Raw genomic sequence first — 25,706 nt, 5'->3', positions numbered from 1 at the left:
ATGAAGATAAAATGTTTTGTAGCCATTCTTGGGATAACTATTTTTTCTCTTGATGCAATAAACACATTTGCACAAAAGCAAACAACCCCTGTTTACAAAGATGCGAAGGCAAGTATCGATGATAGGGTAAAGGATTTGCTGGCGAGAATGACTCCGGAAGAAAAATTCTGGCAACTATTTATGATTCCCGGGGACCTTGATGGGGTTGATAAAAAGCGTTATCAGAATGGGATTTTCGGTTTACAAGTAAGCGCTGTATCGCAAGGTGGAGGTGGTGCCAATCAAATGATGAGCTACAATACTTCAGAAAATGCGTTCACACTGGCTAAGAAAATTAACGCCATTCAGAAATTCTTTATGACTGAAACCAGGCTGGGCATTCCGATTATTCCTTTTGATGAAGCCCTTCATGGTTTGGTGCGCCAAGGTGCAACCGCTTTTCCTCAGGCAATTGGTCTGGCAGCTAGTTTTGATACCGAAAATATGGCTAATGTTGCTCAGGCAATAGCTGGAGAAACTAAAGTGAGAGGAATTAGAGATATTTTGACGCCGGTAGTAAATATCGCATCGGATGTGCGTTGGGGCAGAACCGAAGAAACCTACGGTGAAGACCCCTTTCTTTCTTCGCAAATGGGCTTGGCTTTTGTTAGTGCGTTCGAAAAGCAAAATATTATTACTACGCCTAAACACTTTATTGCAAATGTGGGCGATGGCGGTCGCGATAGTTATCCCATCCATTTCAATGAGCGGATGATGACGGAAATCTATTATCCACCTTTTGAAGTGGCGATAAAGCAAGGCAAAAGCAGATCGCTGATGACGGCTTACAATTCTGTTGACGGAACTCCAGCTACATCAAACTATCAATTGCTTACACAAAAGTTAAAAAACGACTGGGGTTTCGGAGGTTTTGTAATCTCTGATGCAGGAGCCGTTGGTGGAGCCAGCGTATTGCATCATACCGCAACAGGTTATGCACAATCTACTAAACAAGCGATTGAAGGCGGGTTAGATGTGATTTTTCAGACTGAATTTGATCACTATAAACTCTTCATTCCGCCATTTTTGGATGGTTCAATTCCGAAAAGCCGAATCGATGATGCCGTTTCAAGGGTTTTAAAAGCAAAGTTTGAACTAGGTCTTTTCGAAAATCCATATGTATCAGAAAAGGATGCTGAAAAAGCCGTAAGCGATAAGCATAATAAATCTGTCGCAAAGGCAGCAGCCCAAAGGTCATTTGTGCTGTTAAAAAATGAGCAATCAATACTCCCCCTAAAAACCGACAAGAAGATTTTAGTATTGGGTGAAGATGCCATTGAAGCACGTCTAGGTGGTTACAGCGGTTCTGGAAATGGCAAAATCAGTATTCTGGAAGGAATCAGGAAAAGAGTTGGGCAACCAGCCAACGTGCTTTATGCAAAAGGTAGCAGTCGCGATCCTAAATTCTACCAGATTATCCCAGCTAAATCTTTACGTACCGATACAGCAAGTGGTTTAAAGGCCGAATACTTCGATAATTTGAACTGCAGTGGCTCGCCATTGGTTACCAGAATCGACAAGAAAATCGATTTCATGTGGACCCTTTATGCACCCGACCGGAAGCTTGCAAAAGATCAATACTCGGTAAGGTGGACCGGAGATTTAATTGCTCCGCAAACCGGAGCATTCAAGATCGGTTTAGAAGGGAATGACGGTTTCAGGCTTTTTGTCAACGATAAGTTGATGATCGATCAATGGGAGAAAACTTCTTATCACAGCCGCCTGATCTCTTTTGATTTTAAAAAAAATAAAAAATATGCCATCCGCATCGAATTTCATGAAACGAGAGGGAATGCTTACATCAAATTCATTTCTGATTTCGAAGTAATTAGTAATGTTGACAAGGAGCTTGCTGAAGCCGTTTCGCTTGCCAAACAAGCAGATGTTGTGGTGATTGCTGCCGGTATAAAGGAGGGTGAATTTCAAGATCGGGCGATGCTGAATTTGCCCGGAAATCAGGAACAGTTAATTAATGAAATGGCTAAAACTGGTAAGCCCGTTGTGGTGCTATTGGTTGGTGGAAGTGCAATTACGATGAGTAATTGGATCGATCATATACCTGCTGTTCTAAATGTTTGGTATCCAGGGGAAGAAGGAGGAAACGCAATAGCAGAAACGCTTTTTGGCGATTATAATCCCGCGGGTCGACTGCCGATAACCTACCCGGTACATGAATCGCAATTGCCATTGGTGTATAACCATAAACCTACCGGACGTGGTGATGATTACAACAACCTTAGTGGAGAGCCGCTATTCCCATTTGGCTACGGCTTGAGTTATACAAAATTTGAATACAGTGACTTGGTTTTGAGTAAACGTAAAATTAATCAAAGTGAGAAGGTTACAGCCACTTTTAAACTAAAAAACATCGGCAACCGGGCAGGTGAAGAAGTTGCTCAGCTTTATATCCGGGATATGTTGGCCACCGTTGTAAGGCCAGTATTGGAACTTAAAGGATTCAAGAGAATTGCCTTAAAACCAGGAGAAAGTAAAGAGATTGTGTTTGAAATCGAGCCGGAAATGCTGAATATGCTCAATGCAGAAATGAAATCTGTGATTGAACCAGGGGATTTTCGAATCATGATTGGCGCTTCTAGTAAAGCGTTATTGTTAAAGGAAACCCTTAAAGTATTGTGACGCTACACTTCATTTTAGCAGAAAGATTTTGCCTTTTTATGGTAGGTTAACCATATGTACTTAGTTAGTTATCGCCGTGAGTGCTGGTTACACTCGCGGCTTTTTCTTTAATTTAAACCTTCAATTCCTAATTTTTCGGCTAACTCATTCAAATCTTTTACTACGACGTCAATTAGGGGTATTCCGCTCATTTTTCTCTCTTGTTCAAACTCATGTTCCGGTTCGCCAGGTATAATTACTTTCTTATCAGGATCAATTGTTCTTGCATTTTTAAAACGTTCCACCCAGTTATCCAGGTGATTTTTAAATTCTTCGGCAGGGCGGAAACCATCCACACGCATTGCGCCTAAGAAATGGCCTAAACCTTCACCAACTGGGTTTGGCGAGGGTTCTAAAAAAGCCACAAAAGGGGGTACCCATGGACCATAGTTTGCACCTGAAAGCACAGCCGATAAAATATCTACTGTAGCGCTCAGTCCGTAACCTTTATGGCTTCCATGATCTTTATCACTACCCAAAGGCAGGAGGGACCCCCCACCTTTCAATTCGTTAGGGTCGATGGAATTTTTTCCGTTTTTATCTTGTACCCAGCCTTCAGGTATAGGTTTGTTGGCTCTTTGAGCGATTTCTAATTTGCCATTTGCAGCAGCAGAGGTAGCCATATCTACAATTACCGGAGGATATTTTCCTGCCGGAAAAGCGTAACACAGTGGATTGGTTCCGAGAAGCCTTTCATTGGCGTATGTTGGCGCAACCAGTGGACTTGCATTGGTCATGCTGATGCCGATCATATCTTTGTCTACCGCCATTAAAGCATGGTAGCCCGCAATGCCGAAATGGTTTGAGTTTTTTACTGAAACCCATCCGCTTCCGTATTTCTCTGCTTTTTCGATTGCTACTTTCATTGCGAAAGGTGCCACAACTAAACCCAAACCCGCATCCCCGTCAACTGTTGCAGTAGTTGGCGTTTCATGTACAATTCTAATATTTGGTGTGGCATTGATTCTGTTTTTCTCCCATAAACGAACATAGCCACTTAAACGAGCTACACCATGTGAATCAATTCCACGTAAATCAGAACGAATTAATACATCTGTAGCAAGCTCGGCATGTTCATCAGAACAGCCCATTTTTTTAAAAACGTTGTAAGTAAAAGTTCTAAGGTGTGATTCGGTAAAGGTTATAAAGTTCATTTTTGCATCAATTTGTCGTCATTGCGAGGCACGAAGCAATCTCATTGAATAGACTGCTTCGTGCCTCGCAATGACGATTTGTTTAGGGTAAGAGTAGCGTAAAATCGCCGCCAAGTGGCTCGAAGTTTTCTATGCAGGATGAAAGAAAATCTTCCCCGTAGTTAACATACATTGGTGCGATGTTCAAAGTTCTTTCTTGCATGGTACCATTAGGAAAAAGTCGTTTTTTAACATTTTCAATTTGTACCAACGCCATTTCATGCTTCCGTTTTTCTGCCCTAAATAGTTTCTTTTCCAGGTTGGCTAGCAAGCGATTGGTCTTTTGCTTTGCGGTATCTGTAGAAACCGATAAAGTTTTATCAATCTTGTAAGCATTTAACTTAATCTGGTCAAAAATACTATTGATGGCACGGGTTTCATCGGCAAGGCTAAGTTGGGCAGTCGAGTTTTTCCTTACCCAAAGATTTTTCAACTCTTCAACCGATAAAAAGATATCCTCCAAAGAAAACCCAAGACTGTATAAATTTTCGGCACTGCGTTTATCAATCAATAAAGCCGAATTACGGAGCAACAACACCGGAAAATCTACTTTATAAAAATCAAAATTGGCCTTCAGCTGCATCCAGTAAGCTACTTCAGCGCCCCCACCGATGTAAGCGATGTTGGGCAAAATTATTTCCTGGTACATTGGCCGCATCACCACATTCGGACTGAACCGTTCGGGGTTAGATGCAATTTCTGCTAAGAGTTCATCCTCGGTAAAACTGATGTCAGTATGATTGACCAGGTATTTTCCATCTTCAAATATCAAACGTTCCCGCAAATCATCTTTGAGATAAAAGAAATTGATATCCCTGCCGTTAACTTGGGTTTTGTAACCCTTTTCCTCAAGCTGGGTGGAGGTGGAGTCGATATTTTTAGAACTGTTATGCTGCCTCACATCATCAGCTATTACGCTGGCGAAAATCTTTTTTAAAGCCGCTTCGTCTGCATTAACGATTACCAAACCGTATTTTTCAAATAATTTATTTACCAGATAACGTGTAGCATCAGCTAAATTATCATGTTCCAGGTAAGCTTTTTCTACCAGTTTAGCAATGTGCTTGCCATTTTTCGAAATACCTAAATAGCCTTTGTAAGCGGTTACTGCAGCAGCGACAGTTTTGGTACTTAACCTGCCAGTAGCACCATTGGTGGTTTGTATCCAGCTGATGTTTTTTTCATCAACACTTACGTGATTAATTTCTTCAAAATCATGATCTTCTGTGGCCATCCAATAAACAGGGACGAAATTTTTATCAGGATGGGCCATCTTTAACTCGATAGCTAGATTTATTGCGGTAACGATCTTGTAAATAAAATATAAGGGGCCAGTAAAAAGATTAAGTTGATGGCCTGTAGTTACTGTAAAGGTATTTTCAGAAGCCAGAAGTTCGATGTTTTTTGTTACCGATTTATTGGTTTGAATATGCTGATATTGCTTTTTCAGAACATCAACCAGAATGTTTCGATCTCCGGAAAAATTCCTGTTTTCTATTGCCTGGGCTAAACCATCCATATCAGGACGATAACTGTAAAAAGGCCTAAGCTGTTCTTCATCATTGATGTAATCCAAAACCAGTTTTGAAAAAGAGCCAGTTTCCTGATAGGAAATATATTTTGCCTGCATAATTAGCGAAAGTAATGCAATTTAAGAATATTTGTAAAGCGGAACTACTATTTTACAATAGTTAAATAATTAGCAATCATTAACCAATCACAATAACCAAGTATTTATAATACTATTGATCAACATAGGGTTTTATTTTTTGCAAATAGTTTATTTATTGACTGGAAAATATTAATCGTTTTGTCTAGTTTTTTTATTTAAGTCAATTGAGCTAATTTGAAAATATTGATATCAGGGTTTTCTGCCAATAGATCTTCAGATTGAGAAAATTGAAGTGTCGTTAATAATTTGGTAGATTGTTGATTTTCTTTGTGTGTAAATGCAATGATTTCGCAAAACTGCAAGGTTTCAAAAGTGTAATTTATAACTAGCTCCAATGCTTCTTTCATAATGCCCTGCCCTTGAAAGTTTGTTTTTAACTCGTAACCCACTTCGCAACTGTTATTTACAGTGGAGAAATTGTAAAGGCAAATGGTGCCAACTAAAGTATTTGTTTCAGTTAGGGTAATTGCCCAGTAAATGGAGGTGTTATTTTTTACATTTTCATTAACGTTGTCTATAAATCGTAAGGCATCCTCAACTGTTGTGCTCGGTTTTCTATCGAGATATTTGTTTATTTCTGCATCAGAACGCAAAGCGAAAATATCCAGCTGGTCATCATGAGATAATTGTCTAATTCTAAGCCTGTTGGTGGTTAAAATTGGGAATTTTGTGAAGTTTAGATTTAGCATTAGGTGTGTTTCTGTTTTGGAGTGATTTTTTATATGGCAGGCAACTAATTTGTTCACCAACTTGGGTAAGAAATTACAAACGGCAAGAGGACTTTTGCTTTTTATTTTCTTGTTGTTAAAACAATCGGGAAGTGAAAATTTAATTAAACGATTGTCTGTACTTTAAGGGAGACATTTCAGTTTTCTTTTTGAAAAGTCGGTTAAAGGATTGCGATTGCTCAAAACCTAATTCATAAGCAATTTCGTTCACGGATAAGTTTGTCGTTAAAAGTTTTTCTTTTGCTTTTTCAATAAGTTTTTCGTGAATGTGCTGTTGGGCATTTTGTCCTGTTAGCAAACGCAACATATCGCTTAGATAATTTGCAGAAAAATGAAGTTGATTGGCTATATATTCAACTGTCGGCAATCCACTTTTTAGCGTTTCCGTAGTATTAAAGTAATCGTTCAAAAGATTTTCCATTTTAGAAAGCAAATCATTGTTTACAACTTTTCGGGTAATGAATTGACGTTCGTAAAAACGATTGCAATAGTTTAAAAGCAAATCAATTTGCGACAGAATAATATCTTGTGTATGCTTGTCGATATGCTGGTATTCTTTTTCTATTTTTTGAAATATCTCAATAACATTTTTTTCTTCTTGTTCAGAAAGATGCAGCGCTTCATTTATGGAATAGGAAAAGAAACCATAGTTTTTGATTGTGCTTTGCAATGGGTGTTTTTTCAAAAAATCGGAGTGAAAAAACAATACGTATCCTGTTCCAATCGTTTCGTTAAAAGCATTGGTTTTATCCAGTTTAACAGATTGGACTTGTTTAGGTGCAGTAAAAATCATTGTTCCCTTGTCAAAATCATAATATTGCTGTCCGTATTTTACTTTGGATTGGATATTGTTTTTTAGAGATATCGTATAAAAATCAGTAGAAAAATGTTTCCACAAATCAGAATCTACAGCGTGTATTTCAGAAACCAAAACCACACTAACCAACGGATGTGAAGGTGGTGGAATGGATAGTAAACGATGAAATTCGGATAAAGAATTAATGGTCTGCATATCTAAATAAAATTCTAAAGATAATTATTGCAACAACTTCTATGGTTAGCCAAAGTAATTGTTGCGAAGAGAAACCGTCTAAAACAAACCCAATTAATCGGGCTATGATAATTCCTAAAGTTAGAAAAAACAATATAGCAAAAACGCTTAATTTCCAATTACTCCAGTCATTGAAAAAAGTTAAGAAAATCCCTAATCCAATTAAAAATCCCCATTTAACCCGTATTTCAATCATCTGATAGGGGTTTTGGGGTAAAGGAATTTTGCTGATTATGTTCGGTTTGAATGTTAGAACGCAACCTGCAATGAGCAAGATTACTCCGGTGATTTTCAGAAAAAAAGTCATTATTTCTGCAATAGGTTTTCTTGAAAGAATGGCAACAATTCATCTAATGCTTCTGCTGTTGCTTCGGGTTTGTCGTATAAATCATAATGACCCGCACCATTTACGGTATGGATTTTTTTGTTTTTGGAAGCGGCTTTTTTGTATAAGTCAAAGCCATCTCTGTAAGAACCGAAAGAACCAACTTTGTCTCCAACGATAATCAATAATGGTTGTGTCAACAAAAAATCAGCGAGGTGAAAAGCGTCAAACATGATTAAGTTCGCCATACTTGCTACAAGCAATTTATTGTTCGAAGTAGGGAATTCGCCTCTTTGCGTTCTGTAATAATCAATAGCCTCTAACATATCCAAATCGTTTATGCCTGCCTGCTTTGCCTCTTCGGAAGAATTGGGTGTCCAATTGGTAATCATTGGCTCTGCACCGTTGGCTTCCGCAGTTCGTTGCGTAGAAATAGATTCTAATGTTTCTGAAAAATTTGCTTCTCTGAATGCTCTGCCTATGTTTACTCCTGAAATTGTAGCCAAAGCTTTTATTCGCCTTTCTTTCAGTGCTGCATTTGCAGCATAACCACCGCCTGCGCAAATACCCAATAAACCGATGTGGTTTTTATCTATAAAATTTAATGTTGTAAGATAGTCTACGGCATAGCGTATGTCTTCTACACGACTGGTTGGGTCTTCAAAATATCTTGGCTCTCCACCGCTTTCGCCTTGAAAAGAAGCATCATAAGCCAAAGCAATAAACCCTTTTTCGGCAAGATTTCCGGCATAAAAACCTGCGGTTTGTTCTTTTACGCTGCCTCCCGGATGAACGCAAACAATAGCGTGATAATTCTTTGTTTTATCAAAATTGTTTGGCAAATGAAGATTGGCTACTGTGTCCCAATTTCTGTTTTTGAATTTTACTTTTTGCATGGCTTTACATTTTATTAAGTTTTACAATGCAAAGTTCGTCTTCCTTTAAAGAGTAAATGTAACCAAATTAAGGTTGTTTGTACCCGAATCGGGGTTGAGATGTTGGGTTTGTGTGGCATTTCCCCACTACCGCTAACTAAAATAAAAACGAAAGCCTTTCATTTTTGGATATTTATAAGCGATCAAAACCTTTTAAATGAAAATTAATCACTTACAGCCATCAAATTTCATCTTTTCAAAAACCTCTATAATAAAAAAAGCCGTCCTGAATAAACGAGGGCACTGAAAAAGTAGACATAAATTGGTCTTCAAACTCAACAGCGGATGAATAGCTTTTAAAAGTTGTTCATCCGCTTTCTTTTTTGAGACATTTCAGTTTCTTATTTGATAACGTACATTCCATTCGATATGGAGAGCTGGAGCAAACTGTTAGTTTGATCTATAGAATTATATAGATTATTATCCTTTTTTTCAAAATTTGAGAATTCTCTTAAGATTAACCACAAATATCGCAAGTGCACCTTGCATTCTCATGTTTTCCAGGCCATAGGAATTTGCTCTGTCATATCCATGAACATTTTTCAATTCACTATTTTTTGCTTCAATTTTATATCTATGTCTTGATTTTTCCCTGAAGTACTCGCTTTGCTGGAATATTTCCTGTTCTTTATGCTCATCTGGCTTTATTGTAACCGAGTACGTTCTGCTTTTAGCTTCTGCCTTGTAGCAGCCATCTCTTAGCGGGCATGTTTTACATTTTTCGACGTCGAAATAATAGGTCATTACCTGGTTTCTCCTGTCTACCTTTCTGCCCTGTACCCGTTTGTACATAGCCAGGTGCCCTGCAGGACATACGAACATATCGGCATCTTTGTTATAATCAAACTTTTCTTCCTCTTTTCTTGCGCCATGGGTAATGGCAGGGTTCATCCTGGCAACTATCCTTAACTTATTTCCCTTCACATCACAGAGCTTGAGATTGTTCTTCCCGGCATAAGCTGCATCACCTATGATGGTATCCACCTCCATTCCGTTTGCCTGGGCCTGGTTCAACAGTTTTGGTAGTTCAGGCCCGTCTCCTTTCTCTGCTGATGTGACAACAGCAGCCGTTATAATACGCTCCTCTGTCATTGCCAAATGAGTTTTGTAGCCAAAAAAGCTGCTGTCGGCTGTTTTGTGGCCAGTCCTAGCATCCATATCTTTGGATATTGTATAATTCTCCCGGGTGTCTTCAACTGTTTCCTTTAACAGGTTCAGTTTCTCCTTTACTGCAGGGATCTCACTTAGTGTTTCATCAGACTCGATAAGTTTTTGCAGTTCGCTAGAGTATTCTATTTCCCTTAGGATATCGTTTGATTCATTCTTCTGGGGCATCCGGGTTTTGAAATCATCATCCATTGAATATACTGCTCTTCGAAGCAACTTCGAACGTTGTCTTAATACCTCAATAGGTGAATATGGGTTGGATCTGGAAAGTGAATGCGTAGCATCGACAATGATGGATTTGGATTTTATAATACCCTTCTCTAGGGCTAAAGAAACGGTTTTTCCAATCAACAGGTTTAAGAGATCCATATCCTTAAGACGAAGCTTTCGGAACTTGGTCAGCGAGCTTGGATTGATCACGTCTTCTTCAGGGGACATCTCCAGAAAATATTTAAAGGACATATCATAGCGGGAACGATCCACGACATCAACATCAGAAATGGTATAGATCGTCTTCAATAACAAATATTTGAACATGCGCACCGGACTCTCAGCATTACGGCCATTGTCCGGGCAGTATTTGCCTATTAGCTCATCATAGATAAAGCTAAAATCTATTAGCTCATTAATCTTGCGAAGTAAATTCTCCTTAGGAATAATCAGGTCATAAAGCCTGGAAAACTCGCTAAACTGGATTTTTTGTTGTTGAAGAAGCATCTTAAAGGCAGTAATTATATAACTTTAAAATACAAAAAAAGGAGCAGAAAAACTAATTTTCTACTCCTTTTATCCTTTTTAAAAAGGGACTTTTTCAGTGCCCTCGAATAAACAGGACGGCTTCTAAAATATTTGGTTTTAGTGATTTACCATTTTTTTCTGCGTTCGCCACTTCCGCCTTCTCTGCTTCCACCTTCTCTGCGTCCGCTTCCACCTTCTCTACTTCCACCTTTTTCATCACGGCTACGTCCAGAGAAATCTCTGAAACCACCACCAGCGTTTCCACCTTCTCTGCTTCCGCCTTCTCTACGACCGCTACCGCCAGAACTTCTTCTGTCGCCACCGCCGCTGCCGCCACGGTAACCACCGCCACCGCCGCTTCTGCGTTCACCGCCGAAACCACCGCTACGTCTTTCACCGCCACCGCGTCTTTCGCCAGCACCTTCACCACGACCACCATCTCCGCTTTTCTCGATACGTACTGCACGACCGTTAAACTCAACAGATTTAAAGCCTTCGAAAACTTTATCAGCTACATCATCTTCTACTTCAAAGAAAGAGAAAACACCTTTTAAGTCGATTTTACCAACGCTTTTGCCAGCAATTTTTCCGTTGTTACAAATAAATGATAACATATCGCCACGGGTAAATTCATCTACCGAACCTAAATTGATAAACAAACGAGTGTAACCTTCGCTACCACGTCCGCGTCTTTCCCCACGTTCACCTCTTTCGCCACGATCATCGCCAACAGCTGCATTTAAATCAGGTGCTTTAGAATAGTAGTCTAAGAAACGGTTAAATTCTAAGGAAGCAAAACGTTTGATTACATCCTCTTTAGATAAATCTTTAAATTCATCCATAATACGCGGAATGTATTGATCAATTTGCTCCACATTAACTTCTACATTATGTACTTTATGTACAAGTGAGAATAATTGTTTTTCACAAACATCAAATCCGGTAGGAAGCTCAGCTTTAGTAAATTGTTTACCAATAATGCGCTCCAACTGACGGATTTTACCTAGTTCTTTAGAATTGATGATACAGATTGAAATACCAGTTTTACCAGCACGACCAGTACGGCCAGAACGGTGGGTATAACTCTCAATTTCGTCAGGTAAAGAATAGTTAATTACGTGAGTTACATTGTTTACATCAATACCACGGGCAGCAACATCAGTAGCAATTAACAATTGCATGTTGCGCTCACGGAAACGTTGCATTACTTTATCCCGTTGTTGTTGCGATAAATCGCCGTGTAAAGCATCAGCATTGTAACCATCTTTAATTAAGTGCTCAGCAACATCTTGTGTATCCAATTTGGTCTTACAAAATACTACGGCAAAAATTTCAGGGTTGAAATCTACAATACGTTTTAAGGCAGCGTATTTATCACGGGCACGAACAATGTAATATTCGTGTTCGATGTTAACGTTACCAGTGTTTTTTGTGCCCATGGTTAATTCAACAGGCTCGTTCATGTATTTTTTAGCAATACGGCGAACTTCTGCTGGCATTGTAGCCGAGAATAACCAGGTTTTTTTGTCATCAGGAGTAGTCGATAAAATGTCGTTAATGTCATCCTGGAAACCCATGTTTAACATCTCGTCAGCTTCATCAAGCACAACATATTTAACGTTTGAAAAATCAATTGCCTTACGGCCAATGATATCCAACATACGGCCGGGCGTGGCCACTACGATTTGAACGCCTTGGCGTATTTCGCGTAGTTGTTGCATAATGTTCGCGCCACCGTAAACGGCAACAACGTGGGCATTAGCAACGTTTTTAGAAAAGTTTTTAAGGTCGTTAGCGATCTGTAAGCATAACTCACGGGTAGGGCATAAAATTAATGCCTGTGGTTTATTAACTTTAAAATCGATTAGTTCTAACAGCGGCAAACCAAATGCGGCTGTTTTTCCTGTTCCTGTTTGGGCCAAACCAACAAAATCATTAGTGCCTTCTAACAGTACAGGAATACTTTGCTCCTGAATAGGCGTTGGAGTTTCAAATCCAAGGTCCTTTACGGCATTAACGACGTCATCACTTATCCCCAATAATTGAAATGGGTTTGTCATTCGTCTTTTTATTTTTAATTGAGCCGCAAAGGTACGGTTAATATTCCGTATTTTACTGATAGTTAACTAAATAGTTTTTTGGGCTAAATAATTGAAAATAAGGAAGAAAGAAATTAAGCGGAATAGGGTGTTGGAAATAGAAAATAGACGAAGGTGAATTAGTAGCGAAACATATGTTGATATCTTTAAAATTTGAAAATCAAAACCTGCTCTATGTGGTTTAGATCAGTCCCGCTTTACACTGCACTCTTTTTGCTTTAAACCTCGTAGGTTTAATTCGAGTGGTCTATTGTTTTAATTGCTTAATTGAGGGCTTCGCCGTTTAAAAACCTACGAGGTTTGCAAAAAGTATTTTCGTTTCAATCTGGTTTAAAAGGCAAAAACAGCAACAATATTATCGCAACCTTTCAGCAGAGCGGATTAACCTCTCATCTTTATTAATGCCGAAAATGGCTAAAATGATAAATAAGATTGCAAGAGCGGGTAGGTAGGCACCCACTCCAAAGCTTGCGCCATCAATTCCTTCAGGAAGTTGTTTGGCATAAACACTGCACCAAAAGGCAAAACCAATAACCAACACGATGTTTAAAATCGCTATTCTTTTTTGAACACTTCTTCGTTTGAAATTGAAGATGTTGGCAAAACTCATTAAAGCTACCGCGATATTGGTGATAAATAATGGAAGGAAATCACTAACAGTTACTCCTGAACCGGACTTTCCTATAACCGCTTTATGTAAGCCATTCGTATAAATCTCAGCTACAGTTGGCCCTGTTTCTTTGAATGCAATTGGAAAGAAAATCATTAACGCCAATGTTAAAGCTGCCAGTAGTAGCCAAATGGTTTGTATTCTTTGTATCATGTTAATCTAAAATAATAGGCAATTATAGGAATTCTATTTCATCCTTAAAAAAACATTTTCTCGCTCTGCTAATCAACTACTGTCAAATTTTTAAATTTATCACCGTAAGCTTATTTCATTAATGTAACAAATAGGTGAAAATGAGTGGTAGATCCTTTTTTTAATGGTGATCTGAAAATTATAGCTGATATTAGTCAAAACCAATTCTTCAGATAAATTACGACACTTTTTCAGTTATAAAAACTAATTTAATTCAAACTCGCGTCACTCATTAAAACGATTTATGTTAAAACACTTATTTACATTAATTATTTTAATTGCGGCATCAAAAGCTTTTGCTCAAGATACCCTTAAATTCGAAAATGCACTTACGGTGGCCAGCGGAAGTCGCTATGGCCGTGAGGCAATATACACCGATCAGCTAGCATATAAAATGGCAAACGGCACCTTACAAATGCCAAATGAAAGGGGCGAATTTACTAGCGGTGTGAACGGTGAAAAAATTCTTTGGAAAGCAATTAAAGCAGATGCAAATGGTCGTTTCAGTGTATTTACCAGAAGGTCGACGCAAACCACCAACAATCCTTTTTTAAATCCGGGAGGTATAGACAGAGGTTCCGATTACATCTACTTAAGCTATACTTCTCCAAAAGCACAAACGGCCATTTTGAACGTAATTGGCGGCAATACACTGTTTTTTAATGGTACTCCACATATGGGCGATCCTTACGGGTCTGGTTATATGCACATCCCTGTGCAATTGAAAAAAGGAGTTAACGAACTTTTTGTTCGCGGTGCAAGCATTCTGCCAAGAATCATTGTAAATGTTAAACCGTTAATTATCCATACAGATGACCTCACGCTACCTCATATTGTAATCAATGAAATAAACGGAATATTGAAAGGTGCCATAACCATCAGCAATTCTTCTTTAAATGATGAAGATGATTTACAGATAAAAACAATTTTGAATGGCAGGCAGAAAGAAACAAAGATCGCGAAAATCTTAAAATTAAGTTTGAGAAAGTCGATTTTTGAGTTCGACGCCAGCGCAGTTCGAGCGGAAGGTAATTATAATCTGGAAATCCAGCTATTAAAAAACGGAAAAATTGCTGATCAGCAAACCTTGTCAGTTGAAGCCGTAAAGGGCTCATCAAGTTATAAGCAAACTTTTGTCAGTAAAATAGATGGCAGTTTGCAGTATTTTGCTGTAACTCCTCAGCTGGGTGGTTGGAAGCCTAATTCTGCCTTGTTTCTTTCTGTACATGGTGCAGGGGTAGAAGCAATAGGGCAGGCACGGGCTTACAAATCGAAAGATTGGGGTACAGTTGCAGCTGCTACCAATCGCCGGCCACGAGGTTTTAACTGGGAAGATTGGGGGCGTCAGGATGCGCTTGAGGTTTTAGAACTGGCGAAAAAACAATTTAAACCGAATGAAAAGCAGATTTATCTTACTGGTCACTCTATGGGCGGACACGGTACCTGGTTTTTAGGTGCTACATATCCTGATAAATGGGCAGCCATTGCTCCCGCCGCTGGTTATGCTTCCTTAAAAGATTATGGCTCTGCGGATGGAAAAATTCCTGAGAGCAGCAAAAATATGATCGAAAAGATGTTGCTGAGAGCTGGAAATCAAAGCGATGTGCCAAAACTAGCCACTAATTATAAACAGCTTGGGGTGTATATTTTGCATGGCGATGCAGATCGAGTTGTTCCTGTAAGTTACGCCAGACAAATGAAAAAAGTGCTGGCAGATTTTCATCCTGATTTTAGCTATTACGAGTATCCAGGTGGCGAACATTGGTTTGGTGATCAAAGTGTAGATTGGCCGCCAATATTCAATTTTTTTAAATGGCATAACATCGAAACTGATTCTGCTGTCAACCATATTGATTTCATTACCTCCAGTCCGGGTATTTCTGCAACTTATCGCTGGGCTACAATTCATCAGCAAATTCAGCCTTTACAATACAGCCGGATAATTTTGAACAGAGATAGAAAGTCTTCAACCATAACAGGCAAAACTGAAAATATTGAGGTGTTGCGTTTAGCCTTAACAGAATTTGGCGCTAAAACTAGTGTTAAAATCACTTTGGATAGTTTAGCTGATATCAATTACATCACGCAAACAGATCATGATACTTTGACAATGGAAAAGTCTGATCAACAGTGGCAGATTGTAAAAGGGATTAACGTTCAAAATAAGAATCCGCTTAGATCTGGTACGTTTAAAGAAGCCTTTAATTACAAGATGATTTTTGTTGTTGGCACTAAAGGCAATGCTGAGGCCAATCAAGCCAACTTAAATAAAGCAAAATATGATGCGGAAAGCTGGTATTACCGTGGCAACGGAGCTGTGGATATCATTACGGACAAAGAATTTTTGGGTTCGAAATATGCAGGGAGAAATATCATTTTGTATGGTAATTCGGAAAATAACAGCGCATGGAAAGCACTCCTGAAAGATTGCCCGATTCAGGTAAGCAATACCCAGATAACGGCTGGAAAACGTCAATGGAAGGGAACTGATCTAGCTGCATATTATATTTGGCCTCAAAAAGACCCCAAGCTTTTAGTTGGTGTAGTTGCAGGAACAGGTGCTGTAGGTACAAAAGTGGCTTATGCCAATCAATATTTTGCTGGCGGAAGTGGTTTTCCTGATTTTATGATTTTTTCATCCGATCTGCCCAAACAAGGAAGCAAGGGTATAAAATTAACCGGATTCTACAACAACAAATGGCAACTTGATGAAAAGGGTGTCGCTAAATCAGAATAAGAATCATTTGAATGTAATTTGCAATGCTTGTCCTTTGAAGTAAAAGGAAAAAAGTATTTTTGCAGCGCTTTGAGTAAAAAAAGGTATTTCATACAAATTGCTTATGATGGCAGCTTATATCACGGTTGGCAAATTCAGCCCAATGCAATAACTGTGCAGGAGCTTTTGGATAAAGCGATGTCTACTTTTTACCGTCAGCCAATAGAAACTTTGGGCTGCGGCCGGACGGATTCTGGGGTTCATGCTACTGAGTTTTTTGCACATTTTGATGTGGAAGATCTGGAAGAATCGAAAGTGATACAGGCGGTAGCAGGAATAAATGCCATGCTACCTTACCAGATTGCTGCAAAAAGAATCATCCCTGTCCATGACGACGCACATGCTCGTTTTGATGCCACTGCTAGAGCCTATAAATATTATCTCCATTTCGAAAAAGATCCTTTTAAATTAAATCGATCATGGCTGGTTAAAGATAGGCTTGATATAGCATTAATGAATCAAGCAGCTGCTATATTGAGGGAGTACATCGATTTTTCTTGTTTCAGTAAATCAAATACCCAAACTTTCACTAATAATTGTGAAATTGTAGAAGCTAGCTTCGAAACTCTAAAAGACGGTTTGGTTTTTACCATTCAAGCTGATCGCTTTTTAAGAAACATGGTTCGGGCAATAATGGGCACGTTGGTTAGAGTAGGAAAACATGAAATAACACTCGAAGAATTTAAAGGAATAATTGAAAGCAAAAATCGCAGCAAAGCTGGGCAGTCAGTTCCTGCATGCGGTTTATATTTAGTTAAAGTTGAATACCCTTATATGAAATAAAATCAGTTAACAGTTACCGGTTACCAGTCGGGGTGCAAAAAGAATTTTTAGATAATTAAACCTTTAGGCGGAACAATTTCTAAACAGACAACAGACAACAGACAACAGACAACAGACAAATGGCAGTAATAGGCGAAGTATATAACACAGGATTGCTTAAACGTATTTTTCAATACGTAAAGCCTTATCGTGCTGTTTTTGTTTGGTCGGTTATTTTAACGGTTTTGCTAGCAGCCATTTCCCCAGTTCGGCCTTTTTTAATCAAATACACCCTCGATCATTATATCCTCTTGGGAAACTATTCTGGCCTGGTACAAATGACCATGCTGATGATCTTTATGTTGATTTTGCAAACGCTGATTCAATATAATCATACCTTGCTAACCAACACTTTAGGCCAATCTGTTATCCGCGATTTGAGGATAAAAGTTTTCAATCATATTACCAGTCTGCGGTTGAAATATTTCGATAAAACGCCTATTGGGCAGTTAATTACCAGGACTGTTTCTGATTTGGAAACCATCGCTGATATATTTTCTGAAGGTTTGATCTCGATGATTGGCGATTCGTTACAAGTGGTGGTAATTGTTGGCGTAATGCTTTATACCGATTGGGAATTAAGTCTTGTGGTGCTATTGCCGATCCCTTTATTGATTGTAGCCACCAGAAAATTTCAGAAGGCCATTAAAGTTGCGTTTCAGGAAATTAGAAATGAGGTTTCTAACCTAAATACCTTTTTGCAAGAACATATTACCGGGGTTTCTATCGTTCAATATTTTGCTCGTGAAAGGCAGGAATACAAAAAGTTTTATGCGATAAATAAACGCTATCGCGATGCCAATATCCGTTCCAACTGGTATTATTCAATCTTTTTTCCGGTGGTAGAATTGATTTCGGCAATGTCTTTGGGTTTGCTGGTTTGGTACGGCGCAAAAAGTATTTTAGCAAAACCGATCGACGTAACTCCCGGAACCATCACCCAATTTATTATGTATCTGGGGATGGTTTTTACGCCAATTCGACAACTGGCTGATAAATTTAATACCCTGCAGATGGGAATGGTTGGAGCAGAGCGGGTTTTTAAGGTTTTGGATACCGACGAAGTGACCATTAACGATGGAACAGCAACGCCAGCGAAACTGGAGGGAAATATCGAGTTTAAAAACGTTTGGTTCGCTTATAACGACGAGCAGTACGTATTGAAAGATTTGACTTTTGAGGTGAAAGCCGGAGAAACGGTTGCGTTGGTTGGTGCGACAGGTGCAGGGAAATCATCTACCATTAACATCTTAAATCGCTTTTACGAAGTTAAAAAAGGCGAAATTACAGTCGACGGAATAAAAATTGAAGATTTTAAACTCGATTATCTGAGAAGCAATATTGCCACAGTTCTGCAGGACGTTTTCTTGTTTTCGGATACAATCCTAAATAACATCACCTTAAATAATGCTGAAATTACGATTGAGGAAGTGGTGAACGCAGCAAAAAAAGTAGGTGCTCATGAATTTATAGAGCGTTTGCCAGGCGGCTATCAATATAATGTAATGGAAAGAGGTGCAACACTTTCTGCAGGCCAGGCGCAATTGATTTCCTTCATCAGAGCTTTGGTTCACAATCCAGCCATTTTGGTTTTGGATGAGGCGACCTCATCCGTAGATACGGAAACCGAATTATTGATTCAAAAGGCGATTGATAACCTGATGGAGGGAAGAACTTCCATCGTAATTGCACACCGTTTATCGACCATTCAGAAAGCCAATCAAATTATCGTGCTCGATAAAGGCGAAATCAAAGAGAAGGGAACTCACCAACAATTGCTGAAGCTAAACGGTTATTACAAAAAACTTTACGATTTGCAATTCTCATCTGGAGGGATCGCTAAAAATTCTTAAAAATGACTATGTTTGGTTTTCTTAGAAACCTGATTATTGAACGCGTCGAGAAATAGTGAGAACGATAACGTACTTTTTGACTTACTAAAGCAAGGAGACGAGACAGCATTTGGAAAAATTTACAAACTTTATTGGGTAGAGCTTTATAATGCTGCTTATAAACGTTTGCCAGAAAAGGAAAAATGCCAGGATGTAATCCAAAATGTTTTCGCCGATCTTTGGAACAGAAGAGAAATACTGGAATTGGAAAATCCACTGGCTTACCTGCATACTGCGGTAAAGTTTCAGGTGCTGAAACATATTTCCAGAACACCAAAAAATAGCTTTTTTACAGAATCTTTTGAAAACCAATTGATATCTCCAATGCAGGCAGATGGAGAATTGTTAGATCGGGAAGTAAAAGGTTTGCTGGAATTATTTATCAAAGCACTCCCCGAAAAGCGTAGAAAAATCTTTTTGTTACACTATTTTGAAGGTTTATCTACTTCAAAAATTTCTGTCCAGCTAAATATATCGCAAAAAACGGTACAAAATCAATTAACTACTGCCACTCATGCGCTAAAATTTCGATTAACACATCTGTTTGTGCTTTTGATCTCGTTTTATTTCGCCTTTTTCAGTTAAAAAAATTCCTTTGGCAATTTTTTTGAAAAATATTTAGATTTCTTTTGGGATATTTTTCCTTTTCTGGTACAGTATAAGAAAAGCCAGAAAAATGAGTGCCTTCAAACCCGAGAAAGACTTAAACGATATTGTCAAACGCTATCTATCTGGCAGGGCAAGTGCTGAAGAGATTTCCTTTATTGATGAATATTATAATTTTCTTGGAAAAAGAGATGTTTCCGGACATCTGCCGAACGAAGAACTTCAATTTTTAGTAGATCAGAGCTTCAAGGCTATTCAAAATAAAATCGCTGCTGATAAAAAATCTACTCTAATTGCAGTTTATAAATACATTTCGATCGCCGCCGCATTGATATTGGTTTGCGGAAGCATATTTTTCCTGAGAGATCAAAAAATATTATCCGGTTCGAGTACAACGAAAGCCAAGGTAGAAGATTTAGATGTGCTTCCTGGTTCAGACAAGGCCATTTTAACATTAGCGAATGGGAAAAAAGTGGTCCTTGATGCCAATACAGCTGCAAACATCAGTGATACAAACGGAATTAGCATCTCGAAAACTGAAGACGGGAAATTGATTTATACTGTTCTTAACCGTGAAAGTTTTGATGAATCGAGTGTTTCTTTTAATACCATCGAAACCCCGAATGGTGGTCAATATCAAGTTGTTTTGCCCGACGGGACGAAAGTTTGGCTAAACGCTGCTTCCTCATTAAGATACCCAGAAGTGTTTGTTGGTGATGAGCGTTCGGTTCAATTAACGGGCGAAGCTTATTTCGAAGTGGCTAAAAATAAAACGAAACCATTTCACGTAAAAAGCAAAAACCAGGATGTGGAAGTATTGGGAACACATTTCAACATCAACAGTTATATGGATGATAAAACCATAAAAACAACACTGTTAGAGGGAAGTATTAAAATAACTAATCAAAAATCCAGCAAAATTTTACAGCCCGGCGAGCAGGCAATAGCGGGAATAGCAGAAAATGCTTTTATCCATGTATCAACTGATGTAGACCTTGATGACCAAGTAGCCTGGAAAAATGGACTATTCCGCTTTAACGATTCGGAGCTGCGGGATGTTCTGATTCAACTGGAGCGGTGGTATGATGTAAAAATCGACTATTCATCGCTTCCCAATAAAAGATACAATGGCATGGTGCCAAGAAAATCTAAGTTATCACAAGTTTTGGCCATGTTGGAGAAAACCGGTAACATCAAATTTCAACTCACCGAAGGGAAACGACTAAAAGTGATTTCCAAAACATAATTAAATACAATTAATGGCTTTGAAGCCAACCAAACAATAACTAATCAATTTAACCTTAAACCAAACTGAATGTATGAACTTTTACACTCGAAGTAGTAATCTCTTGTCAGAAAAAACAAAGGGCTTTACTGCAAACTATTTAAACCAAAAAATTATTAGAACTATGAAAATATTTGTTTTTCTAATGACTATTTTATGTGTTCAGGTAAGTGCGAATGCATTTTCTCAACGCATTAACATTAGCCAAAAGAATGTTCCATTGGTACGTGTTTTAAAAGAAATTAAACGCCAAACTGGTTATTTCTTTTTGTATGATACCGATTTGGTTCAGCAAAAATCAAAACCAGTTACAATCGATCTGAAAAATGCAGAGCTAAGTGAAGTATTAACGCAAACGCTAAAATCACAACCATTTGGTTGGGAAATTAAAGACAATACCATTCTGATTTTTCCTAAATCATCCAATAACGAAAACTTAAAAGCTATAGATGTAACCGGAAAAGTTGTTGATGAAAACGGAAACCCTATGCCAGGTGCATCGGTACGGGTTAAAGGACAATCGGCCAGTACCGTAAGTGATAGCAACGGTAACTTTACCATCAGAAATGTAGATGAAAACGCAGTTCTAGTAATTTCTTACATAGGATATACCGACAAAGAGATTGCGGCAAAATCGCAAATGGGTGCTGTTAAATTATCGCCATCTGCCGGAACATTGAGCGATGTAGTGGTAACCGGTTATACCAATTATACAAAAGCTCAGTCAGCCGCCGCAAGTTCTTTAGTTAGTGCAGATAAGATTAATCAAGTACCTGGCTTAACCCTGGATCAGATTTTACAGGGGCGTGTTCCAGGGATGAGTGTAATTTCTACATCCGGACAGCCAGGCCAAAGCGCATCGGTTGTAATTCGCGGTATTGGAACTGTTAACGGCGTAAGAGGTCCTTTGATGATTTTAGATGGAGTGCCGGTTGAACCAGGATATTTCCAAACCATCAACCCTGAAGATATCGAGAGCGCTACCGTGTTAAAAGATGCTTCTGCCACGGCATTATATGGCTCAAGAGGGGCTAATGGCGTAATCGTTTACACCACAAAAAAGGGTAAAGCAGGCAGAGTTGCGGTAAATTATAACTCGCAGTATGGTTTTTCTAATTTGAGCAGACCAAACTTCACTATGATGAATACTGATGAACGTTTACAATTTGAGGAGGAAATTGGTTTAACCGGCGTAAATATTGGCCCAGGATGGACTTATTCACCAAAAAATCCATCATATTCCGCCGGAACAGCAGCAACACGTTCCCGTGCAGATTATATTTTGGATAGCTTAAGACAAATTAATACTGATTGGAGAGATGTTTTCTTTCGTAATGGTAAGTTTCAGGAGCATCAGGTGAGTATAAGTGGCGGAAATGATAAACTGCGCTTTTATAATTCACTCAATTATTATGATCAGGAGGGTGTTGCGATCAATACCGGACTAAAGCGTTATGCACTACGCAGTAACGTTGATTTTAATGATGATAAATTCAGTGGTAATGTAAACCTATCTTTGGGCTATTCTCAGTCTACATTTATAAATGGTGAAGGTACAACCGGTGCGGGTACACCAATGTCGGCAGTTTATTATGCTTTACCTTACGAGAAACCATATGCCTCTGATGGAGTTCTGGTTCACCCCGGATTAAGTGGACTAGCTAAATACAATATTTTAGATCAGCGTGAAGGTACTCTTGCCTTGGAGCGGGTTTTAAATTCGAGTAATAAAACAGATCAGTTTAAATCGGTAATTAGTAGTGCATTTGCTTACCAAATTCTTCCTTATTTAAAAGCAACGACGCGTTTGGGTATCGACTACCGTAATTCATCTGATGAGAACTATATCAATCCCGATTCTTATTATGGATCGAGATCTAACTCCACTACCTTAGGGGGTAGAGGCCGTTTAGATGAGGCAAGTCGACGTAATCTTGGCATTGTTTCGACGAGTGGGTTAACATTTACTAAAATTTTTAATGATAAGCATGATGTAGAATTTTCAGGCTTTTACGAATATATCTACAACGATTATAAATCATTTGGTTATAGTGGCTTTGGTATTGATAGTCGCTTACCGGAAACGCCGGCAGGTATTACAGTGAACGCTACTTTTCTTCCATCATTATCAGGGGGCAAAACCAGAAATGCCATGGCCTCTTTTATGGGAATAGGTCGTTATACATATGATGGTAAATATACACTGACTGGTAGTTACCGTTATGATGGTTCGACAACTGTAGTAGAAAAAAACAGGTGGCATGGTTTTTATTCCTTAGGCGCAAACTGGAATGCGAAACGGGAGGAATTCTTAAAAGATGTTGATCTGATCGCTGATTTAAAAGTTAGGATCAGTTATGGTACTGCAGCCAGCCCTTTTGGAGGTAACTTCGAATATCAGCAGGCTTACGGAAATACCACCTATGGCGGAAATACCGGTATCAGGGCTACTGCAGCAGGCAATATAGATTACGATTGGGAATATACAAATGCGTTCAATGCGGGATTTGATATCAATTTATTTAAAAGCAACAGATTTCGTTTAACTGCTGATTTCTATAACAAAATCACCAGTAACATGTTCATAAATCAACCTCCATCTGCTGTTGCTGGCTATGCAACGTTGCCGCTAAGTTCGGGTAAAATGAGAAATAGAGGCGTTGAATTTGAGGTTAGCGGAGATGTAATTAAAACCCAAGATTTCATTTGGTCTGTAGGTGCTAATGCAGGTTATAATAAAAATATGATATTAAGGGTAAGTGATGTTACGGATTTCTTCCCTGATGGCGATTCACGCATTATTAAAGTTGGCCTTCCGTACGGAACTTATTTCGCTCCGGATTGGGCAGGTGTTAATCCTCAAACAGGTGAAGCGCAATATTATAACTTGGATGGGAGCATTACTACAACATATAATGCCAATACTCAAAGTACAACAAATTCTGGCAGTATGTTTCCAACCTTTACCGGTGGCTTTAATACTTCTTTAAGTTATAAAGGAGTTACGGCCTCTGCTCTATTTTCTTTTGTATCTGATGTAATGCGTTGGAACAATGAAGATTTTTATAATGAAAACCGTACTTACCGCACCAGTAATCAATCGGTAAGAATGTTGTACAACCGTTGGCAAAACCCGGGCGATTCAGGAGACGATGCAATTTTGCAACGTTTCGATATTCCCCGAAACTTTACATCAAAAGACATTCAGGACGCATCTTATCTGAGATTGAGAAACGTTACAATTGGATATGCGCTTCCTCAGAGCATTTTAAAGAAAACCAAAATTATGAAAGGCGTAAAAGTTTTTGTGCAAGGACAAAACTTATACACCTGGACAAGCTGGAGAGGCCTTGATCCTGAAAATAATGACGTGTTTGGAAGGTTTCAATATCCAAATACCAGAACATATACCGCAGGAATTAATGTTAACTTTTAATAATTACCGATATGATTAATAATATATTAAAGAAATATACCGTGTTGTTGTTTGCAGTGGCAGTCTCTGCTACATCATGCACAAAACTGGATTTCAAACCAACAGATTTGATTTTACCTGATCAGGCTTTCAGAAATATTTCAGATATCAATTTAGGTGTAATCGGTGCTTATGCCCCGGTTGATTATTCTACTTTAAGTTATAGTTCAATCGTTTCTGATGAAGCTATTTATCCACAGGAAAATACCGTTGGCAACAGCGACGCTTACAGGTGGTTGTATAACGGTTCAAATGGTTCGGTCACCAGTTTATATTATACCAATTATCAGGCTATTGATCGAGTAAACAGGGTTTTGGAAGCACTGAACAAATTAACTTTCACCGGAACCGATATTGCGTTGGCAGATCGTTACAAAGGAGAATTATTAGCATTAAGAGCCTATTTACATTTTGAGCTGCTTAGGGCTTATGCATCATCATATCAAACTGGTGCGCTGGGGATAACTTACATGGTGCAATCCGCAATTATCTATCCTGCAAGAGAAAGCTTTGAAGCGGTAATAGCTAAAGCTAAAACCGATTTAATCGCTGCCAAGGCTTTAATTCCGTCGACCTTTACTGATAAAACCAGAATTACAAAAACCGCCGTATCGGCCATACAGGCACGTGTTGCTTTGTATGAAAAAAACTGGGCTGATGCCGAAACATACTCAACAGAAGTAATTAATGCTGCCCCATTGGCAACAAAAGCTCAATTCCCTGGTATCTGGACAGATTTAAACGATGCCGAGGTGGTCTGGAAATTGAAACGCGTTAGCGGGGATTCCAGAACCGGGGATTTCTTTTTTAGACAGTCTGGAAGTTACGTACTATATGCTCCATCATTTAAATTGATCGCAACCTATGACCAGACAAACGATATTCGGTTTGTGCCTTATATCAAGTTTGATAATACCCGTACAGGTACAAAGTCTAAATATTTGGTTAATAAGTACATCGGTGGAACTTCATCAACCCCTGGGCTAGCAGATGTTAAACAATTCAGAACAGGCGAAATGTATTTAATCAGAGCCGAAGCAAGAGCAGAAAGTACGGGAGATGCGGCAGGAGATATTAATACGCTGAGGGCTGCAAGAATAAACGGGTATGTTAGTGCCACTTTTGCAGATAAAGCTGCATTAATTAATGCTGTATACGATGAACGTTATAAAGAACTTGCATTTGAAGGTCATCGTTATTTCGATTTAAGAAGAAGAAACCTGACTATCCAAAGAACAACAGCAGATGTTGCTGCGACCCAAAGCGCGCTCTCATTAGCACCATCCCAGGCACAATATGCATTGCCAATTCCCGCAACGGAAATCTCTGTTAATAAAAATATTGTGCAAAACCCTAATTACTAGG

At 38.8% G+C, this 25,706-nt stretch carries 17 protein-coding genes; 8 read left to right on the top strand and 9 right to left on the bottom strand.

What is annotated here, in order from left to right:
- Complete coding sequence (locus AC3ITD_RS13935; RefSeq protein ID WP_489360593.1) at window positions 1–2,676, top strand: glycoside hydrolase family 3 C-terminal domain-containing protein; 2,676 nt, start codon at window positions 1–3, stop codon at window positions 2,674–2,676.
- Window positions 2,677–2,783: 107 nt separating this feature from the next.
- On the opposite strand, the gene AC3ITD_RS13930 is transcribed toward AC3ITD_RS13935, so the two are convergent.
- The 9 genes from AC3ITD_RS13930 to AC3ITD_RS13890 form a co-directional block, all read right to left on the bottom strand.
- A complete protein-coding gene (locus AC3ITD_RS13930) occupies window positions 2,784–3,869 on the bottom strand; it encodes an Ldh family oxidoreductase (protein ID WP_489360591.1) in 1,086 nt (361 codons plus the stop codon).
- A gap of 82 nt (window positions 3,870–3,951) precedes the next feature.
- Window positions 3,952–5,538: a bacillithiol biosynthesis cysteine-adding enzyme BshC gene (bshC, locus tag AC3ITD_RS13925; protein ID WP_489360589.1), complete on the bottom strand. Its 1,587-nt coding sequence runs from the start codon at window positions 5,536–5,538 to the stop codon at window positions 3,952–3,954.
- 197 nt (window positions 5,539–5,735) lie between these two features.
- A complete protein-coding gene (locus AC3ITD_RS13920) occupies window positions 5,736–6,269 on the bottom strand; it encodes a GNAT family N-acetyltransferase (RefSeq protein ID WP_489360587.1) in 534 nt (177 codons plus the stop codon).
- A 139-nt stretch (window positions 6,270–6,408) separates the two neighbouring features.
- On the bottom strand, window positions 6,409–7,320 hold the full coding sequence (locus tag AC3ITD_RS13915; RefSeq protein WP_489360585.1) for a helix-turn-helix domain-containing protein: 912 nt from the start codon (window positions 7,318–7,320) through the stop codon (window positions 6,409–6,411).
- Window positions 7,307–7,666, bottom strand: a complete 360-nt coding sequence (locus AC3ITD_RS13910; protein ID WP_489360582.1) for a DUF4345 family protein — start codon at window positions 7,664–7,666, stop codon at window positions 7,307–7,309. Before AC3ITD_RS13910 ends, AC3ITD_RS13915 begins: the two co-directional genes overlap by 14 nt.
- A complete protein-coding gene (locus tag AC3ITD_RS13905; RefSeq protein WP_489360580.1) occupies window positions 7,666–8,580 on the bottom strand; it encodes an alpha/beta hydrolase in 915 nt (304 codons plus the stop codon). The genes AC3ITD_RS13910 and AC3ITD_RS13905 overlap by 1 nt, the downstream gene beginning before the upstream one ends.
- A gap of 471 nt (window positions 8,581–9,051) precedes the next feature.
- Window positions 9,052–10,503, bottom strand: coding sequence for an IS1182 family transposase (locus AC3ITD_RS13900; protein ID WP_489360578.1), 1,452 nt, complete (start codon window positions 10,501–10,503; stop codon window positions 9,052–9,054).
- A gap of 146 nt (window positions 10,504–10,649) precedes the next feature.
- Window positions 10,650–12,584 carry a DEAD/DEAH box helicase gene (locus AC3ITD_RS13895; RefSeq protein ID WP_056848702.1) on the bottom strand — a complete coding sequence of 645 codons (1,935 nt, stop codon included), beginning with the start codon at window positions 12,582–12,584 and terminating at the stop codon, window positions 10,650–10,652.
- A 394-nt stretch (window positions 12,585–12,978) separates the two neighbouring features.
- Window positions 12,979–13,446 (bottom strand): DUF4293 domain-containing protein, encoded by a 468-nt coding sequence (locus AC3ITD_RS13890; RefSeq protein ID WP_489360576.1) that lies wholly within the window; start codon window positions 13,444–13,446, stop codon window positions 12,979–12,981.
- Window positions 13,447–13,729: 283 nt separating this feature from the next.
- Between AC3ITD_RS13890 and AC3ITD_RS13885 the strand changes: the two genes are divergently transcribed.
- The 7 genes from AC3ITD_RS13885 (at window position 13,730) to AC3ITD_RS13855 (ending at window position 25,705) form a co-directional block, all read left to right on the top strand.
- Complete coding sequence (locus AC3ITD_RS13885) at window positions 13,730–16,222, top strand: prolyl oligopeptidase family serine peptidase (protein WP_489360574.1); 2,493 nt, start codon at window positions 13,730–13,732, stop codon at window positions 16,220–16,222.
- A 69-nt stretch (window positions 16,223–16,291) separates the two neighbouring features.
- On the top strand, window positions 16,292–17,044 hold the full coding sequence (gene truA, locus AC3ITD_RS13880; protein WP_489360572.1) for a tRNA pseudouridine(38-40) synthase TruA: 753 nt from the start codon (window positions 16,292–16,294) through the stop codon (window positions 17,042–17,044).
- A gap of 119 nt (window positions 17,045–17,163) precedes the next feature.
- Window positions 17,164–18,936, top strand: a complete 1,773-nt coding sequence (locus AC3ITD_RS13875) for an ABC transporter ATP-binding protein (RefSeq protein ID WP_489360570.1) — start codon at window positions 17,164–17,166, stop codon at window positions 18,934–18,936.
- 36 nt (window positions 18,937–18,972) lie between these two features.
- The gene (locus AC3ITD_RS13870) at window positions 18,973–19,560 is read left to right on the top strand and encodes an RNA polymerase sigma factor (RefSeq protein WP_489360568.1); all 588 of its coding nucleotides are present in this window, start codon (window positions 18,973–18,975) and stop codon (window positions 19,558–19,560) included.
- A 91-nt stretch (window positions 19,561–19,651) separates the two neighbouring features.
- Window positions 19,652–20,827 (top strand): FecR family protein, encoded by a 1,176-nt coding sequence (locus AC3ITD_RS13865; protein ID WP_489360566.1) that lies wholly within the window; start codon window positions 19,652–19,654, stop codon window positions 20,825–20,827.
- Between the two features lie 163 nt (window positions 20,828–20,990).
- On the top strand, window positions 20,991–24,302 hold the full coding sequence (locus tag AC3ITD_RS13860; protein ID WP_489360564.1) for a SusC/RagA family TonB-linked outer membrane protein: 3,312 nt from the start codon (window positions 20,991–20,993) through the stop codon (window positions 24,300–24,302).
- A gap of 11 nt (window positions 24,303–24,313) precedes the next feature.
- A complete protein-coding gene (locus AC3ITD_RS13855) occupies window positions 24,314–25,705 on the top strand; it encodes a RagB/SusD family nutrient uptake outer membrane protein (RefSeq protein ID WP_489360562.1) in 1,392 nt (463 codons plus the stop codon).
- Window position 25,706: the final 1 nt, after the last annotated feature.

Source organism: Pedobacter sp. KH_004 (genome assembly GCF_057840755.1).
The sequence above is the reverse complement of the archived record's forward strand: the minus strand, read 5'-3'. Positions and strand labels throughout refer to the sequence as shown.